The sequence below is a fragment of the Azovibrio restrictus DSM 23866 genome, assembly GCF_000429665.1.
In the GTDB taxonomy this organism is placed as follows: domain Bacteria; phylum Pseudomonadota; class Gammaproteobacteria; order Burkholderiales; family Rhodocyclaceae; genus Azovibrio; species Azovibrio restrictus.
In genome coordinates this window covers 45800-61921 of the sequence record NZ_AUCH01000015.1, presented here as the reverse complement: position 1 = coordinate 61921, position 16122 = coordinate 45800, and the positions used below count along the sequence as shown (strand labels likewise).

Here is a 16122-nt window from a genome sequence, read left to right as displayed (position 1 = left end):
CGGGTCACTCACGGCCCCTCTCCTCAAGGCACATTGGGCGTCACCTGCCCGGAAAACACCAACCCCACGGCCTGCACCGCCCGCACCGGCAGGGGCTGACCCAGCTCCTTCAGGGCCTTGCGCCGCAGGCGTGAGAGCAGCACCTCCACCCCGTGGTAATCCCGATCGCTGTACTTGCCCCACAACAGGGTCACCAGCTGCTCCTTGGACAGGGTCTGGCCGTAACAGGCCATGAGCCCGCCCATCAGCCGCTGCTCGGTGGTGGTCAGGTGCATGCCCTTGCCGTCCGGCGCCACCAGGCGCGGCCCTTCCGGGTCCAGCCACCAGCCCCCCGGGCGCACCGCCTGCTGGCAGCGGTTCTCCCAGAGCATGGCGATACCGTAAAGGAGCTGCTGGAAGTTCACCGGCTTGGGCACACAACCCTGGGCGCCGGCTTCCCGGGCCTGGCTTTCCCGTCCCGGTTCCACCATGGCCATCAGCACCTGACGGCCGGCCGGGGCCAGGTGCCGCAACAGGGCCGGGCCGCAGGCTTCGGGCAGATCCAGGTCGAGAAGGACCAGATCCGCCTGGCGCACGGCCAGCTCCCGGTAAAAGGAAAGCTCCCCGTCGGCCCCCCAGGCGGCCAGCCCCCGGGAACGCAACTGGTCGAGGAGGGTTTCCCGCTGTCGCTGGTCCTGGACGACCACGGCCAGGGTGGGCGCGGGATCAGGAATCAAGAGGGCGCTGCTTGCCATGAACTACCTCACTTCAGTGAATCAGCCCCCATTGTCGGAAGCCCCCGCTGAGCGCGCACTCACAAGCGCTCACCCCGCGCTCACCCCGGGCGGCAGGAGCTGGCTACTTGCGCCCCGCCGAGAGCATCGCTTTCATGGCTTCCAGGCGGGCCGAACCGGTGGCCTTGTCCGCCGGGGCCTGGGCCTTGCCCCCGGCAAAGCGCACATCGTCCTTGCCCATTTCGGTGATGAAACGCGATGGTTCGCAGGTGATCCACTCACGATTCTGCTTCCTGCGCTCACAGTAGGAAAGATGCAGGCTCTGGCGGGCCCGGGTGATGCCCACGTACATCAGGCGCCGCTCCTCCTCCACCTTGCCGGTTTCCACCGACTCCCGGTGCGGCAGGATGCCCTCCTCCACTCCCACCAGGAACACGTGCTTGTATTCCAGGCCCTTGGCCGCGTGCAGGGTGGAGAGCTGGACCCCGTCGAACTCCTCTTCCTGCTTGTCGAGCATGTTGATGAGGGCGATGGTCTGGGTCAGGTCCACCAGGGTCTTCTCGTCCTGCTCCCCCTTCCGGCACAGCCAGTTGGTGAATTCGCAGACGTTGGCCCACTTGCTTTCGGCAGCCCTGGCTTCCTCGTGGTCGAACAGGAAGGCTTCGTAATCGATGGCGGTGAGCAGGTCGGGCAGCACCCGCTGGGCCGGCTCCGCCTCGGCCCGGGTCTGCATGCGGGCGATGAAGTTGCAGAATTCCAGCAAGGGCTCCAGCTGCCGGGCCTGGACCCGCTGGGCGAAGCCTTCCTCGAAGGCGGCGTCGAAGAGGGAGATGTGCCGCTCGCCAGCATAGGTGCCCAGGGCCTGCAGGGTGCCGGCGCCGATGCCCCGCTTCGGCGTGGTGGCGGCACGGATGAAGGCCGGATCGTCCTCCAGGTTGGCAAACAGGCGCAGGTAGGCGATCAGGTCCTTGATCTCGGCCTTGTCGAAGAAGGACTGGCCGCCGGAAAGCAGGTAGGGAATGCGCTGGTTCCGCAGTTGCTGCTCGAACATCCGGGCCAGGTGGTTGGAGCGGTAGAGGATGGCGTAGTCGGACCACTTGCCCCGGTTCTCGAACTTGTGGGCCTGCATGCGGATGGCGACACTTTCCGCCTCCCGCTCGTTGTCCGTGCACACGGTGACCGTGATCTGCTCCCCGTGCCCCAGGTCGGACCAGAGCTTCTTGTCGAACAGGTTCTCGTTGTGGGCGATGACGTTGTTGGCGGCCTTGAGGATGCGCACCGTGGAGCGGTAGTTCTGCTCCAGCTTGATGACCTTCAAGCGGGGGAATTCCTGCGGCAGCTTACGCAGGTTCTCGATGTCGGCACCGCGCCAGCCGTAGATACTCTGGTCGTCGTCGCCCACGGCAGTGAATTGCTGGCGCGGCCCGGTGAGCAGCTTCAGCAGGGTGTACTGGCAGGCGTTGGTGTCCTGATATTCATCCACCAGCAGGTAGCGCAGCCGGTTCTGCCATTTGTCGCGCACTTCCTGATGCTCCTCGAAGAGCTGCACCGGCAGCAGGATCAGGTCGTCGAAATCCACGGCCTGGTAGGCCTTCAGGGTGGCCTCGTAGGAGAGGTAGACCTGGGCGGCGAGCTTTTCCGTCTCGCTGGCCGCCAGGCCCTGGGCGGTTTCCGGATGCACCAGGGCATTCTTCCAGTTGGAAATGATGGCCTGGAGATTGCGTAGGGTCCCCTTGTCCACGCTGTTGGCCAGGTCGGCGATGATGCCGGCGCAGTCGGCCGAATCGAAGATGGAAAAGCGGGGCTTGTAACCCAGGACCTTGGCTTCCTCGCGCAGGATGCGCACCCCCAGGGAGTGGAAGGTGGAAATCTGCAGCTGCTTGGCGGCCTGGGTCGGAATCAGCTTGCCCACCCGCTCCTGCATTTCCTTGGCGGCCTTGTTGGTGAAGGTGATGGCGGCAATGTTGCGCGGCTCGAAGCCGCAGTCCTGCACCAGATAGGCGATTTTCTGGGTGATCACCCGGGTCTTGCCCGAGCCGGCGCCGGCCAGCACCAGGAGGGGCCCGTCGAGATAATGGATGGCTTCCCGTTGCTGGGGATTGAGACCGGACATGGATGGCAGGAACTTGAAACAGGAGGGGACTGCGGCAGGCAGCGACGCCATTCTAACCCGAGCCGGGCGGAGGCCGGAAAGATCAGGCCTCCAGGTCCAGCTCCGGCGGCAGGAAGTGCCGGAACCGGGACGGGTCCCGCAACAGCCGGTCGGCCTCGGGCCCCAGCCGTTCCAGCTCCGCCGCCAGGGCGCTGGCCGCCTGCTGCACCTGCTCCTCCCCCTGGAAAGGTCCCTGGGCCAGCTCCTGGACCGCGTTCAGGAGCTCCTGCAGGGCGTAGTTGGGGTCCGCCTCCAGCCCCGCCGCCGGGCTCACCCGCCGGGGGCCAGCGGGCAGCCGCGCCCCGGTCCGGGCGACACCGGCCGGCAGGGCATGGGAAAGCTGGGACAGTTTCATGGCGGACCTCCTTGTTTCCTTTAGCGGCAGGAGGTCCGCCGGACTTGAGCCCTTACAAGGTCACAAGGCCATAAGGTCACAGGGCGCCGAAGACCTTTTTCAGGAGATCGCTGCTGGCACCCAGGGGATTCTGGCGCAGGGCCTTTTCCTGCTCGCCGATCACATGGTACAGGCCATCCAGGGCCCGGGCCGTCACGTAGCTGTCCAGATTGGCGTCCTTCTTGTCCACCAGCCCCAGCTTGGCCGCCTGGCCCGCGTAATTGTTGTACTGCTCGGCCAGCTGCACCCGGGCCGTGGCCTTCTTGACGATGGGCAGGAATTTCTCGGTCAGGGGTTTGTCGGTGCTGCGCCGGAAATACTGGGTGACCGAATCGTCGCCCCCGGTGAGGATGTCCTTGGCGTCCTTCACCGTCATCTTCCTGATGGCGTCCATCAGGATGGGCTTGGCTTCGGCCACGGCCAGCTCCGCGGCCCGGTTCATGGATTCCACCAGCTCGTCGGCTTCATCCTTCATGCCGAACATGCGCATGGCCTTCTCGGCACTCTTCAGGGAATCCGGCAGACCGATGCGCACCTTCTTGTTGCCCAGGAAGCCGTCCTTCACCCCCAGGTTGCCGACCGCGTAGTCGGCCCCCTGGACCAGGGCCTCCTTGAGACCGGCGGCGGCATCGCCGCTGGACAGGGATTCCAGCCCCTGGGCCTGGGCCAGATTCATGCCCAGGCAGAGGAGCAGGGCAGCGTAGATGCGGAACAGGGATGACATGGCAGGCTCCTGGCAACGATGGGAAAGTCCCATTTCACCACAAAGCGCCCCCGCCGGGCGTTCCCCTTCTCTCACGCATCCGCTCAGCCGCTGGCCAGCTCCAGGACGCTGCCGATGATGACCAGGGCCGGCGGCTTCACCTGGTGCTGCCGGGCGGTGTCCACCAGGGTGGACAGGGTGCAGGACCAGCGCTGCTGTTCCGGCAGGGTGGCCTTGTACACCAGGGCAGCGGGGGTGCTCCCCGCCAGGCCGTGGGCCTGCAGTTCCGCCGCGATGGTCTCCAGCCCGGCAATGCCCATGTAGAACACCAGGGTCTGACCGGGCCGGGCCAGGGCCGGCCAGTCCAGGTTCACGCTGTGGTCCTTCAGGTGGCCGGTGACGAAGACGCAGCTCTGGGCGTGGTCTCTATGCGTCAGGGGAAAGCCGAAGGCGGCTCCGGCCCCCAGGGCGGCGGTGATGCCGGGCACGATCTGCACGGGGATGCCGGCCGCCAGCAGCACCTCCATCTCCTCCCCGCCCCGGCCGAAAACGAAGGGGTCACCGCCCTTCAACCGCACCACCCGCTTGCCCTCCCGGGCCAGCCGCAGCAACAGGGCGCTGATTTCCTCCTGGGGCAGGGTGTGGTTGGAAGCCTTCTTGCCCACGTAGATGCGTGCCACTGCCGGGGGAATCATGGCCATGATGTCCTGGCCCACCAGGTTGTCGTGCACCACCACATCGGCGGCCTGGATCAGGCGCAGGGCCTTCAAGGTCAGGAGTTCCGGGTCTCCGGGGCCGGCGCCCACCAGGGCGACGGAACCAGGAAGGAAGGAGGAGGGTGTTGTCATGATGGTGTGGATTCGGTGGGAGGATTCATGGGTTTGACTTCCTGGCCAGGCAAACATTCTGCCGCTGCCGGCCCCTGGTGGAAAACCAGATCGTCCACGGGGCGGCCGTGCTTCAGGTGCTCCTCGACGATGCGCTCCAGGTTGTCGGCGGTGACGTTGTAGTACCAAGTGCCGTCGGGCTGCACGCACATCACCGGGCCGCCCTTGCAGGCGGCGAAGCAATTGACGCGGGAACGCTTGACCCGCAGCTCGCCCTCGGTGAGGCCGGCGGCCTTGAGCTTGTCGCCCAGGGAGTCGAAGAGGGCCTGGCCCTCGCCGTTCTGGGTGCAGCGGGGGCCGGTGCACACCAGCAGGTGGCGGCGGTAGTCGCCGATGCGGGGCTTGCTGACTTCGCTCATGCTTCCGCCTCGGCCTCGGTTTCGTCTGCCGCTTCCGGGCCGGCGGCCAGGGCGGCGGCGATGTAGTCCTCCGGCAGGCGGTATTCCACGGCCAGTTCGGCGGCGCTCTTGCCGCTGTCGCGGATGGCTTCCAGCCAGCCGTTGAGGCCGGTGGACAGGGAGCGGCCGGCCTGCTCGCCGCCCTTGGTGGAACGTTCACCCTCGGCCACGTCGTACTTGTTGGCATAGCCCCGGGGGGTGACCATCAGGCCGTCCCGGATGAAGGTGTTGGAGTTGCCGATGAGCACGGTGGACAGCATGCCGATGTCGGCCTCGGCCATCTTTTCCAGGGTGGTGAATTCCAGGCGCTGCTTGGGGCGGAAGGCGCTCTTGACGATGGCCACCGGGGTCTTGGGATCGCGGTGGCGCAGGAAAATGCGCTGGGCTTCCTGGATCTGGCGGGTGCGGCGACCGCTCTTGGGGTTATACAGGGCCACCACGAAATCGGCGTAGGCCACCGCATCCAGGCGGCGGGCGATGGTGGGCCAGGGGGTGAGCAGGTCGGAGAGGGAGATGGCGCAGAAGTCGTGGGTCAGGGGCGCGCCCACCAGGGCGGCGCAGGTGTTCAGCGCCGAGGCACCCGGCACGATTTCCACCTCGATGTCCGATTCCGGGGTCCAGCCGGCCTGGAACAGCACTTCGAAAGTGGGGCCGGCCATGCCGTACACGCCGGCGTCGCCGGAGGAAATCAGGGCCACCTTCTTGCCCTGCCTGGCCCGGTCCAGGGCTTCGATGGCCCGGTCCAGTTCCTCGGTCATGGACTTCTTGATCACTTCCTTGCCGTCGATCAGGTCGGCCACCAGGCGCACATAGGTGACGTAGCCGATGATGGTGTCGGCTTCGGCGATGGCGGCCCGGGCGCGGCCGGTCATGTGTTCCACGGCGCCGGGGCCCAGGCCCACCAGCATGATCTTACCGGTCTTGGCCGGGGCGTTGGTTTGAATGTCGGTCATGAAATCGTTCCTCGGAAATTCAGTGAATGCAGTTGTGGGGCTCAGGGCAGCAGGGCGATGGAGACGGTGGCGTTGCGCCCGTCCGGACCCCGCAGCTTGTGTTTTTCGATCAGCAGCCGGCTCATGTCGGTGCCGGCGGCCAGCAGGGCGGCGGCTTCCGACACCGACGGGGTGCCGGTGTACTTGCGCACCGTCTCGGAGGGATGGGGAACCGGCACCTGGGCCAGCTCCGCCGCCGGGTAGAAGCGCAAGGTCCAGCCCTGGCGGGCGGCCAGCTCCAGCAGCCCGGCCTCGTCCGCCTTCAGGTCGATGGACGCGGCGGCGGCCACCTGGGCCCAGCAGGCGCCGCAGGCAGCCAGGGCCTCCGCCACAGCCTGCTCCAGGGTGGCAGCGGGCGTGCCCCGGTCGCAGCCGAGTCCCAGGGCAATCTTCATGGGCGGGCTCCGGGATGAGAGGGGAAAGCCCCTGACATGGCAGGGCCCCCACGCCTTTCCCCCTTCGCGAGCGCCGAGCAGCACAGCCGCCCCGGGAGCAGTCGGCTCCCGTTGTCCGAGCCGCAGGCGAGTTCAGGGAGCCGCCCGGGGCGGTGAGCAGCGCAGGGAACCGGGCTGAAAGCCCGGCGCGAGGGCCGGGGTCGCCTTTCTTTGCTTACTTTCTTTGGCGAAGCAAAGAAAGTAAGCCGCCGCTCAACGGCGGAACCCCACCGACAAACAGGGAGCCCCCCTTGCGACGGGGAATAAAACCGGGTGCCAGTGGCCAGGTCGTGCTTGGGGCTCAAGCCTGCTCCTCCGGTGGGCGGTAGGTGACCAGCCGGCCTGCCAGACGGGGCGCCAGTTCTGGCGGCAGGGGGCGGTGGCTGATCCACAGCACGGCGGCGACGCTGTCCAGGTCCACCTCTTCCAGGCGGCTGAACTGCTTGATGTTGGCGGGCACCGGGCCGCTGCGGCCATTGGCGTGGCGCGGCCACCAGTCGGGGCTGCCGGCTTCCTGCACCAGGGCCACCGGCTCGTCGTTCACCACGGCGGCGCTGGCCTTCACCACCTCGTCGTGGGTCGCTTCAAAGGTCCAGCCCAACTCCCGGCCCAGCAGGTCCACGCCCAGGGTCTGGCGGGAGTCGGAGGCGGTGGTGAGCACCGGGGTGGCGCCCAGGCTGGCCGCCAGGATGCCGGCCAGGGCGTTGGCGCCGCCCAGGTGGCCGGAGAGCATGGGAATGGCAAAGCGCCCGGCCTCGTCCACCACCACCACCCCCGGGTCCTGTTCCTTGTCCTTGAGATGGGGGGCGATGAGGCGCACCAGGGCGCCCAGGGAGACGATGGCGACGATGCCGTCGAAGTTGGCGAAGAGGGCAGGAATCTGGTCGCCGGTCTTGCCGTTGTAGCAGGAGGTGGCGCCGGGAGCCGCGGCCTCCGCCTCGGCCCGGAATTTCTCCGGGGCGAACAGGCGGGCGCCGGGCAGGGCCGCCACCACCTTGCCCGCCAGGGCAATGCCGTGGCGGGTGATGGAGACGACGGCGATTCTCTCGTTGGGGAAGGGGAGGTGTTGGAGCATTTGTGGTGAGAGTCGAGAGTAGAGAGTTGTGAGTCGAGCGACATTCAGGACGCCGCTTCGCTCTGCTGTTCGGCCTTGCGCTTGCGGCAGCCCCGGCGCAGTTCGCCGCGCTGGCGCTTGGGGTTCTGCACCAGCATGAGGGAGAGGTAGTTCACCTTCTCGCCCTTGAGGGAGGCCACGTCGCGCACGATGCGCTCGTCGGGGGAACCCACCTTCTCGATGAAGCAGCTGGTGGTCAGCAGCTCGCGCCGCTCCAGGAGTTCCAGCACTTCATCCACCAGGGGCTTCACCTTGAGCAGCACCAGGGTGTCGAACTCGTCCAGCAGGTGGTCGATGACTTCCACCCCGTAGGCGGCGGGGATCACCGCCAGGGTTTCGTCTTCCTCGGCCAGGGTGGTGCCGGTGGTGGCAGCGGCGGCGGCAAAGGAGGAGACGCCGGGGATGGTTTCCACCTCAACTTCCGGCACCAGTTCCCGCACCACCCGGGCCAGGTGGCCGAAGGTGGCGAAGGTGGAGGCATCGCCTTCCACCAGGAACACTAGGTCCCGCCCCTCGGCCAGCAGTTCCACGGTGCGGGCGGCGGCCCGGGCCCAGGCCTTGGTCAGGATCTCCGCGTCCCGGGTCATGGGGAACACCAGTCCCTCGGCGTCGGCGGGTACTTCCAGGCCGCCCCGGGTGACGATGGAGAGGGCGTAGGAGCTTTCCTCGGCTTTCTTCACCGGATAGAGCCAGCGGGCATCGCCGTTGAGCACGGCCCAGGCGCGGCGGGTGATCAGTTCGGGGTCGCCGGGACCCAGGGAGGCGCCGATGAGGCGGCCGTATTTTCTGTCGGTCATGTTTAGCTCTTCTTTGCGGAGACTATCCAGATGGGGTTTTGTGCGGCCATGCGGTGCATGTCCAGGATGGGCTGGCTGCGGGAGGCCTGGAGCTGGGTCACGTCCCAGTTCGCTCCGAATTTCTCCACCGCAGCGGCCAGGGCGGTGGTGGCCGTGGCCAGGTTTTCCAGGGTGACGAAGTTCATCACCAGGCGGCCGTTGGGCTTCAAGCGGGTGAGGATCAGCTCGATGAGGGCCGCCAGTTCGCCGCCGGAGCCGCCGACGAAGACCGCGTCCGGATCGGGCCAGGTCTCCAGCCCTTCCGGGGCCTTGCCATGGCGCAGGGTGTAGTTGGTGGCCTGGAAACGCAGGGCGTTTTCCCGGGCGTTGGCGGCGTCGCCCTCGTTCTTTTCGATGGCATAGACGTGGCCGTGGCGGCACAGGCGGCTGGCCTCCAGGCCGACGGAGCCGGAACCGGCGCCGATGTCCCACACCACGCTGTCGGGTTTGAGACCCAGCTTGGCCAGGGATAAAGCCCGGGCTTCCAGCTTGGTGATGAGGCCCTTCTCGGGCTGACGCTGGACGAAGTCCAGGTCGTCGAAGCCGAAGATGGCGCGCGGGTCGGCCACCTGGCGTTCCACCAGCACCACATTGGGGTCGGGGAAGCTCAGGTTGGCGGCCTGTTCCAGGGAGAGGTCGGGGAACAGTTGCTCGTCTGGCAGGGCCAGCTTGGCCGCCACCGAGAGGCGGACCTCTTCGCCATAGCCCGCCGCCAGCAGGGCCCGGGCCAGGCGGGCCGGGTTGTTGTCCGGGCCGGTGAAGGCGGCCACCTTGGGGTATTCGGCGATGGCCCGGATCAGCTTGTAGAGGCCGTTGTCCGGGGTGGTGCCGAACTGCCATTCGCCCGCATCGGCGGTGTGGCAGGTGGAGATGCGGTAGTCCTGCCAGGGCCGCTGGAAGCGGGCGAAGGCCAGTTGCAGGGTGGAGGGGGCGGGCAGCACGGTGACCGCTTCGGCCCCCAGCTTGCCCACCAGATAGCTGGCCATGCCGTGGCAGAGGGGATCGCCGGTGGCCAGCACGACGGTGTGCAGGCCGTCAGCGGCAGCTTGTTGAATCCAGCCGGGCACCTGGCCCAGCTTGCCGTCCATGTCTTTCAGGCTCACGCCGGCGGTCAGATGGGGCTGCACCAGTGCCAGGGTGCGGCCGGCGCCGACGATGAGGCCGGCGGATTGCAGGCAGTGGCGGGAGGAATCCGGCAGGCCGGCCCAGCCGTCGTCCAGGATGCCGAGGACGGTGCAGTAGGGTTGTTTAGACACTTTCGCCCTCTTCGACGCGACAGATGAACTGGCCTTCGAAATCGCAGACCAGCACGGTGAGTTGGTAGGGGCCCGGGTGGCAGGCCCGCAGGCTCTGCATGGCGTGGATGGCCAGGGCCCGGTGGAAGGGCACGGTGAGGCCCAGCAGGGCCAGGCGCTCAGCGGCGAAGCGGGCCGTTTCGGCGTTGCGGATCTCCTCCACCAGATCGGCGGGGGCGCCCACTTCGGTGGCGCAGGTGGCCAGCAGGTCCCGGTCGATCTCCTGCTTCCAGGCGTGGGTCACGGCCAGGCCCTGGCCCATCTTGGTCAGCTTGCCCACCATGGCGCCGATGTAGACGTGCTGCATCTTGCGCTTGATGGCGCTCTGGAAGGCGGCCTTGACGAAGTCCCCCATCTGCACGAAGCAGGCTTCCTGCAGCTGCGGCAACTGCTTCATGGCGAATTTTTCGGTGCGGCCGCCGGTGGTGAACACCACGCTGGTCTGGCCCTGGCGCGCCGCCACGTCCACCGCCTGGACCACGCTGGCGCGGAAGGCGGCGGTGGAATAGGGGCGCACGATGCCGGTGGTGCCGAGGATGGAGATGCCGCCCAGGATGCCGAGGCGGGCATTGAGGGTCTTCTTCGCCATCTCCTCGCCGCCGGGCACGGAAATGGTCACCTCCAGGCTGTCGCCGGCAGCCAGGATGGAAGCGCCGGCCCGGGCCACGTTGTCGCTGATGTTGCGCCGGGGCACCGGGTTGATGGCCGGGCCGCCCACTTCCAGGCCCAGGCCTTCCTTGGTGACGACGCCGACGCCCGGGCCGCCCTTGAGGATGACCTGGCCGCCGCCACCGGGAATGCGCACCACGTCGGCGGTCATGTGGGCGCCGTGGGTGGCGTCCGGATCGTCGCCCGCATCCTTGATGCTGACAGCGTGGGCCCGCAGGGGCATGCCTTCGCCCTCGACGCGGCCGTCGGTGATCTGGAAGGGCACTTCCTGGCCGTTGGGCAGGCGGCAGAAAATCTGGGCCGGCACCTGGCCCTGGACCAGGCCCTGGGTGGCGGCCACGGCCGCCGCCGCCGAGTTGGCGCCGGTGGTGAAACCGGTGCGGTTGCCCCGTTCCCGCTTGGCCGTGCCCTTGCGGACCTTCTCGGCCGGCGGCGGCGCTTCGCTGTTCACGGGAGCGCTGTTGGCGGCTTCAGGCGGCATTGCGCTGGCGGGCTTCGGCGACGCCGAGGAGGGCGTGGATGGCCGCCACCACCAGGGTGGAGCCGCCCTTGCGGCCACGGATGACGATCCAGGGCACGTCCTGCACCTCGGCCATCAGGTCCTTGGATTCGGCGGCGGAGACGAAGCCCACGGGCATGCCGATGACCAGGGCCGGACGGGCCCCTTCTTCCTTGATCAGGCGCACCACTTCGATGAGGGCCGTGGGGGCGTTGCCGATGCCGACGATGGCCCCGTCCAGCAGGCCCTGGCGATGGGCCTTGCGCATGGCCTGCACGGCCCGGGTGGTGTCCTCGGCCTGGGCCTGGGCGATGACGTCGGCGTCGGAAATGAAGTGGTGGGTGGTGACGCCGAAGTGCTTGAGGCGGCTGGCGGAGAGGCCGACGCAGATCATTTCCACGTCCGCCACGATGGGGGTGCCGCCCTTGAGGATGGCGGCCAGGCCCGCTTCCACCGCTGCCGGATGGAAGTCGGTGAGGCCGTTGAATTCGAAATCGGCGTTGGCGTGGATCATGCGCCGCACCACCGGCCACTGGTCGGCGCTGTAGGCGTGGGGGCCGGCTTCGGCATCGATGATGGCGAAGGAATCGTGCTCGATGGCGCGGCCGGCGGCGGTGAGCTGTTCGGTGACGACGTTGGCGTTGTGGTTCATGGCTTACCCGTGGGAGTGATGATCGTGGGAGTGATTGTGCCCATGGCAATGGCCGTGGGAACTGGCAACGGCGTGATCGTGCTCATGTTTGCCCCCATGTGGATGGCCGCAGCCGCCGTGCTCATGTCCGTGCTCATGTCCGTGCTCGTGGGTGGCGGTGTGGCTGTGGTCGTGCAGGTGCTCGTCCTCGGCGGCCAGGCGATACTTGCAGCCGTCGCATTCGAGTAGGCTGCCCTCCTCCAGCTCCCGCCCTGCCACCCGGGCGTCCAGGAGGTCGAAGATCAGGGGATCGAAGCCGAAATGCCCGGCCTGGGCGAAGGCCACCTGGGGATACTGGCGCTGCAGCCGCTCCACCTGGGCCTTGATGCGCTCCATGAGCACCCCGGTGAACAGATACACGGGGATGATGCAGATCTGCATCATCCCCAGCTTCACCTGGCGCTGCACCACGGTCTCCAGGCGCGGCCAGGTGACGCCGGTGAAGGCCAGGTCCACCAGCTCGTGCTCATGGGCCTCGAAGATCCAGCGGGCCATGCGGGCCAGCTCCCCGTTGGCGCCGGCATCCGAGGAGCCGCGGCCGAGCAGGATCACCCCGGTGTTCTCCGGCGCCGGCACGGCCAGCGCCTTCATCAGCCGGTCGAGCTGGCTCTGTAGCACGGCGAAGATCTCCCGCCCCATGCCCAGGTGCCGGGTCACGTCGAACTGCACTTCCGGATGGCGCTCCCGGGCCCGGCCCAGGGCGGCAGGCAGTTCCATCTTCACGTGCCCGGCGGCGTTCAGGATGAAGGGAATGGTCAGCACCCGGGTGGCGCCCCGGGCCGCTCGATCCAGGCCCTCGTCCAGAAGCACTTCCGCATGTTCGATGAAGCACACCTCGATGCGCCACTCGGGATGGCGTTCCCGCCACTGGGCAGCGAAGTGGAGAATCTCCTTGTTGCCTTCCCGGTTGCGGGAACCGTGGCCGACGAGCAGCAGGGTGGTGTTGAGGTCCATGGTTTTACTCCGATGCCCGCCGGAAGCGGTGTGAAAAGGATGGGTCGTAGAGTTTGGAGCGGGCCAGCTCCGGCCAGTCGGCGGCCCCCAGGGTGGGGCTGGCGATGATCATGGCCTGGGCGGCAATCTTCTCCGCTTGGCACTTTTTCTTGATGTCCGCGATGGTGCCGCGCACGATCTTTTCCTCCCCGGGCCAGGAGGCCTTCTGCACCACCAGGATGGGTGCATCCTCGGCCCAGCCGGCGGCCAGCAGGGCGCGCTGCACCTCGTGCAGCAGGGTGATGGAAAGGAAAATGCAGAGCGTCGTGCGGTGGGCTGCGAGCGCCTCCAGCTCCTCGCCGGGCGGCATGGGGGTGCGGCCGGCGACCCGGGTGAGGATCACCGTCTGGGTCACTTCCGGCAGGGTCAGGGTCTCGCCGGCGGCGGCGGCCGAGGCGAGCGCCGAGGAAACCCCGGGCACCACCGCCCACTCGATGCCAGCGGCAGTGAGGGGGCGGGTCATCTCGATCAGGGCGCCGTAGAGGCCCGGGTCGCCGGTCTGCAGGCGCACCACGGTGGCGTGGCGGGCGGCGGCGTCTAGCAGCCAGGCGGTCATTTCCTCCAGGGTCATGTCCTTGGAGTCGCGGATTTCGCAGCCCGCCGGGGCGTAAAGCGTGGCGGCCTGGTCCACCAGCGAGCCGGCGAACAGGATGGCGCCAGCCGCTTCCAGCAGGCGGCGGCCTTTCACGGTGATGAGTTCCGGGTCGCCGGGACCGGCGCCCACGAACCAGATTTTTCCGGTCATGCAGGATTCCTTTTCAGATCGGGAGCGGCCCCATCCAGGGCCGCCAGCAGGGCGTCCAGGCTGCGGGGCGGTTCGTCGGGCAGGAGGCCCAGGTCCGCCAGGCGCCGGTGCAGGCCCAGCACGGCAGGCAGGGCCTGCCCGGCTGCGGCCAGGAGGGCTTGTTGCCGGGGCAGCTCCCGGGCCGGGAAGGAGGCCAGGCAGCGGCCTTCAGCCAGCAGATGCAGGTCGTCAGCCCAGCGGTAGGCAAAATCCACGTCGTGGGTGCTGAGCAGGATGGTGATGCCCTGCCCGGCCAGCTGCTCCAGGAGGGCCTCGAACTCCCGCCGCATGGGGCCATCCAGGCCCGCCAGGGGTTCGTCCAGGAGCAGCAGCTCGGGCTCCATGGCCAGCACCCCGGCGATGCAGACCCGCTTCTTCTGGCCGAAGCTGAGCTGATGCACGGCCCGCTCCCGGCAGTCGGCCAGGCCCACCGCTCCCAGGGCCGCCTCCACCCGCTGCCGCACCTGGGCCTCGGGCAGGCCCAGGTTGAGAGGACCGAAGGAGATATCTTCGTAGACGCTGGCAGACAGGAGCTGCCGCTCCGGGTTCTGGAACACCAGGCCGACCCGCTGGCGCAGCTGGCGCAGGCCGGCCCGGCCGTAATCCAGGGGGCGGCCCTGGAATTCCACCTGTCCCCGGGCCGGACGCAACAGGCCGACCCCATGCAGCAGCAGGGTGGTCTTGCCGGCCCCGTTGGGCCCCAGCAGGGCATTGCGGCTGCCCGGGCGGATGCTCAGGCTGCACTCCTCCAGCCCCCGGCTGCCATCCTCGTAGCGCTGGCAGACGGCGGCGAAGCGCAGCAAGGCCTCACCGCTCACGCCAGGACTCCCAGCCCCAGCAGCAAGCCCAGGCTGCCGGCGGCCGCCCAGGCCAGCTCCTGCCGGGCCCGTGGAAAGCTCGGGGCGAGAAAACGCAGGGGCCCGTCCCCCAGGCGCAGCAGGGCCGCCTGGTGCAGTTCCAGGGCCCGCAACCAGACCTGGGGCAGCAGCCCCGCCGCCAGCAGGCCCAGGGAACGCAGGCTGCGCCGGGCCCCCGCGTGGCCGAGCCGGGCCGCCTGGGCGGTGCGCCCATCCCGGAACACGGTGGCAAAGACGAACAGCATCCGGTAGCAAAGCACCATCAGGTCGAGCAGCACTTCCGGGCAACGCAGCTGCCGCAGCAGGGCGATCAGATGCGGCAGGGGAGTGCTCAGCACCAAGAACAGCAGGGCGGCCAGGGCCGCCAGGGAACGAGCCCCGAGCCGGGCCGCCGGGTCCAGGGCCTCGGGCAGGAAGCGGGGTGCCAAGCCCCCCGGCCCGCCCAGGGAAAACAGCAGGGAGGCGCAGCCCAGGGCCAGAAACCCCAGGGCCGGCGCCGCCGCCCCCAGGTAATCGGGCAGAGGCACCCGGGCCCCGGCCAGGGTCAGGAGCACCAGCCCCAAGGCCAGTCCCAGGGCCAGCCCGGGGCTCGGCGCCAGATAGGCGCCGAGCAGGGCCGCCAGGGCGAACAGTCCCTTGGCGGCCGGACTGATCCGGCGCCAGGGGCTGGCGTGGGCGCAGCGATCAATCAGCATCGCCGCCCGGCCCCTCCCTGGAGGCGGACTGCCGCTCCCGGCGCTGCTTTTCCCGGGTCACGGAAACCCCCAGCCAGTAGCCGATGACTCCGGCCCCCAGGGCGGCCTGCAGGGCGAACAGCAGGGATTCCACCTCGCCCCCGGCCGGCTCCAGCAGGGGCGAGAACCAGGGGGTGTAATCCGGCGCAATGTCGGTGATGGCGGATTCGGCCTTGCCGTCGGCGCCGGAGAAGGCTTCCTCCCCTTCCGGGGGGGCCGGCACCAGCCACAGGGGCAGGGCCACGCACAGGAAGATCACCGGGAAAATCCAGAATGTGCGCTTCATGCCCGAGCCTCCTGGCCGGGCAGCAACTTCAGGCGGCGCAGTTCCTCGCCGTTGAAGCGGGCCAGGCCGTTGAAGATGGCCACGGTGAGCAATCCTTCGACGATGGCCAGGGGCACCTGGGTCAGGGCGAAGATGCCGGCAAACTTGGCGAAGGAGGCGGCAAAGCCCCCCACCGGGTCGGGGAAGGCCCAGGCCAGCTGCACGGAAGTGGTGAGGTAGGTGGCCAGATCCCCCAGGGCGGCGGCCAGGAACACGCCCAAGGCCAGGGAAGCGCCCAGCCCCCGCAGGGCCCGGAACACCCCGGCGGCCACGAAAGGCCCGACGATGCCCAGGGAGAACAGGTTGGCGCCCAGGGTGGTCAATCCCCCGTGGGCCAGCAACAGGGCCTGGAACAACAGGATCACGAAGCCCACGGGCACCATAGCCAAGGGGCCGAACAGGACCGCCCCCAGCCCGACCCCGGTGGGGTGGGAGCTACTGCCGGTCACCGAAGGCAGCTTCAGGGCGGACAGGATGAAGGCGAAAGCGGCGGCCACCCCGAGCAGCATGCGCTGCTCCGGTTGTTCCCGCAGCCGGCGGCGCAGGGAGATGAGGCCCCAGGCCAGGAATGGCGCAGAGGCCAGGGTCCACCCGGCGGCATGGGCCACGGGCAGGAAACCTTCCATGATGTGCATAAACGTCCCCTCGACGA

Annotated in this window: 19 protein-coding genes; all 19 read right to left on the bottom strand. The window is 68.5% G+C overall.

Annotation, left to right across the window (positions count from 1 at the left end):
- Positions 1-23: 23 nt before the first annotated feature.
- The gene (locus G474_RS0113025) at positions 24-734 is read right to left on the bottom strand and encodes a response regulator transcription factor (RefSeq protein ID WP_026687363.1); all 711 of its coding nucleotides are present in this window, start codon (positions 732-734) and stop codon (positions 24-26) included.
- 103 nt (positions 735-837) lie between these two features.
- Positions 838-2826, bottom strand: coding sequence for a UvrD-helicase domain-containing protein (locus tag G474_RS0113020; protein WP_026687362.1), 1989 nt, complete (start codon positions 2824-2826; stop codon positions 838-840).
- An 82-nt stretch (positions 2827-2908) separates the two neighbouring features.
- Positions 2909-3220, bottom strand: a complete 312-nt coding sequence (locus tag G474_RS0113015) for a hypothetical protein (RefSeq protein WP_026687361.1) — start codon at positions 3218-3220, stop codon at positions 2909-2911.
- A gap of 76 nt (positions 3221-3296) precedes the next feature.
- A complete protein-coding gene (locus tag G474_RS0113010; RefSeq protein ID WP_043464368.1) occupies positions 3297-3983 on the bottom strand; it encodes a DUF4197 domain-containing protein in 687 nt (228 codons plus the stop codon).
- Between the two features lie 83 nt (positions 3984-4066).
- The gene (gene cobA, locus G474_RS20750) at positions 4067-4810 is read right to left on the bottom strand and encodes a uroporphyrinogen-III C-methyltransferase (protein WP_043464365.1); all 744 of its coding nucleotides are present in this window, start codon (positions 4808-4810) and stop codon (positions 4067-4069) included.
- Complete coding sequence (locus G474_RS20745) at positions 4807-5208, bottom strand: (2Fe-2S) ferredoxin domain-containing protein (protein ID WP_051282278.1); 402 nt, start codon at positions 5206-5208, stop codon at positions 4807-4809. The genes cobA and G474_RS20745 overlap by 4 nt, the downstream gene beginning before the upstream one ends.
- Positions 5205-6200: a precorrin-3B C(17)-methyltransferase gene (gene cobJ, locus G474_RS20740; protein ID WP_084513755.1), complete on the bottom strand. Its 996-nt coding sequence runs from the start codon at positions 6198-6200 to the stop codon at positions 5205-5207. Before cobJ ends, G474_RS20745 begins: the two co-directional genes overlap by 4 nt.
- A gap of 41 nt (positions 6201-6241) precedes the next feature.
- Complete coding sequence (locus G474_RS0112990) at positions 6242-6634, bottom strand: cobalamin biosynthesis protein (RefSeq protein WP_026687359.1); 393 nt, start codon at positions 6632-6634, stop codon at positions 6242-6244.
- A gap of 340 nt (positions 6635-6974) precedes the next feature.
- Positions 6975-7748: a cobalamin biosynthesis central domain-containing protein gene (locus tag G474_RS0112985; protein ID WP_026687358.1), complete on the bottom strand. Its 774-nt coding sequence runs from the start codon at positions 7746-7748 to the stop codon at positions 6975-6977.
- Between the two features lie 44 nt (positions 7749-7792).
- A complete protein-coding gene (gene cobI, locus G474_RS0112980; RefSeq protein ID WP_026687357.1) occupies positions 7793-8584 on the bottom strand; it encodes a precorrin-2 C(20)-methyltransferase in 792 nt (263 codons plus the stop codon).
- A 2-nt stretch (positions 8585-8586) separates the two neighbouring features.
- Positions 8587-9879 carry a bifunctional cobalt-precorrin-7 (C(5))-methyltransferase/cobalt-precorrin-6B (C(15))-methyltransferase gene (locus G474_RS0112975; RefSeq protein ID WP_026687356.1) on the bottom strand — a complete coding sequence of 431 codons (1293 nt, stop codon included), beginning with the start codon at positions 9877-9879 and terminating at the stop codon, positions 8587-8589.
- Positions 9872-11068, bottom strand: a complete 1197-nt coding sequence (locus G474_RS0112970; protein WP_051282277.1) for a cobalt-precorrin-5B (C(1))-methyltransferase — start codon at positions 11066-11068, stop codon at positions 9872-9874. Before G474_RS0112970 ends, G474_RS0112975 begins: the two co-directional genes overlap by 8 nt.
- Entirely contained in the window at positions 11058-11738 is a 681-nt protein-coding gene (locus G474_RS0112965; RefSeq protein WP_026687354.1) for a precorrin-8X methylmutase, read from the bottom strand. The genes G474_RS0112970 and G474_RS0112965 overlap by 11 nt, the downstream gene beginning before the upstream one ends.
- Positions 11739-11741: 3 nt before the next feature.
- Positions 11742-12731 (bottom strand): sirohydrochlorin chelatase, encoded by a 990-nt coding sequence (locus G474_RS20735; RefSeq protein ID WP_043464362.1) that lies wholly within the window; start codon positions 12729-12731, stop codon positions 11742-11744.
- A gap of 4 nt (positions 12732-12735) precedes the next feature.
- Positions 12736-13515, bottom strand: a complete 780-nt coding sequence (gene cobM, locus G474_RS0112955; RefSeq protein WP_026687353.1) for a precorrin-4 C(11)-methyltransferase — start codon at positions 13513-13515, stop codon at positions 12736-12738.
- On the bottom strand, positions 13512-14372 hold the full coding sequence (locus G474_RS0112950; protein ID WP_026687352.1) for an energy-coupling factor ABC transporter ATP-binding protein: 861 nt from the start codon (positions 14370-14372) through the stop codon (positions 13512-13514). Before G474_RS0112950 ends, cobM begins: the two co-directional genes overlap by 4 nt.
- Positions 14369-15106 (bottom strand): CbiQ family ECF transporter T component, encoded by a 738-nt coding sequence (locus G474_RS0112945; RefSeq protein WP_026687351.1) that lies wholly within the window; start codon positions 15104-15106, stop codon positions 14369-14371. The genes G474_RS0112950 and G474_RS0112945 overlap by 4 nt, the downstream gene beginning before the upstream one ends.
- Positions 15096-15431: an energy-coupling factor ABC transporter substrate-binding protein gene (locus G474_RS0112940; protein ID WP_026687444.1), complete on the bottom strand. Its 336-nt coding sequence runs from the start codon at positions 15429-15431 to the stop codon at positions 15096-15098. The genes G474_RS0112945 and G474_RS0112940 overlap by 11 nt, the downstream gene beginning before the upstream one ends.
- The gene (locus G474_RS0112935) at positions 15428-16105 is read right to left on the bottom strand and encodes an energy-coupling factor ABC transporter permease (RefSeq protein WP_026687350.1); all 678 of its coding nucleotides are present in this window, start codon (positions 16103-16105) and stop codon (positions 15428-15430) included. The genes G474_RS0112940 and G474_RS0112935 overlap by 4 nt, the downstream gene beginning before the upstream one ends.
- Positions 16106-16122: the final 17 nt, after the last annotated feature.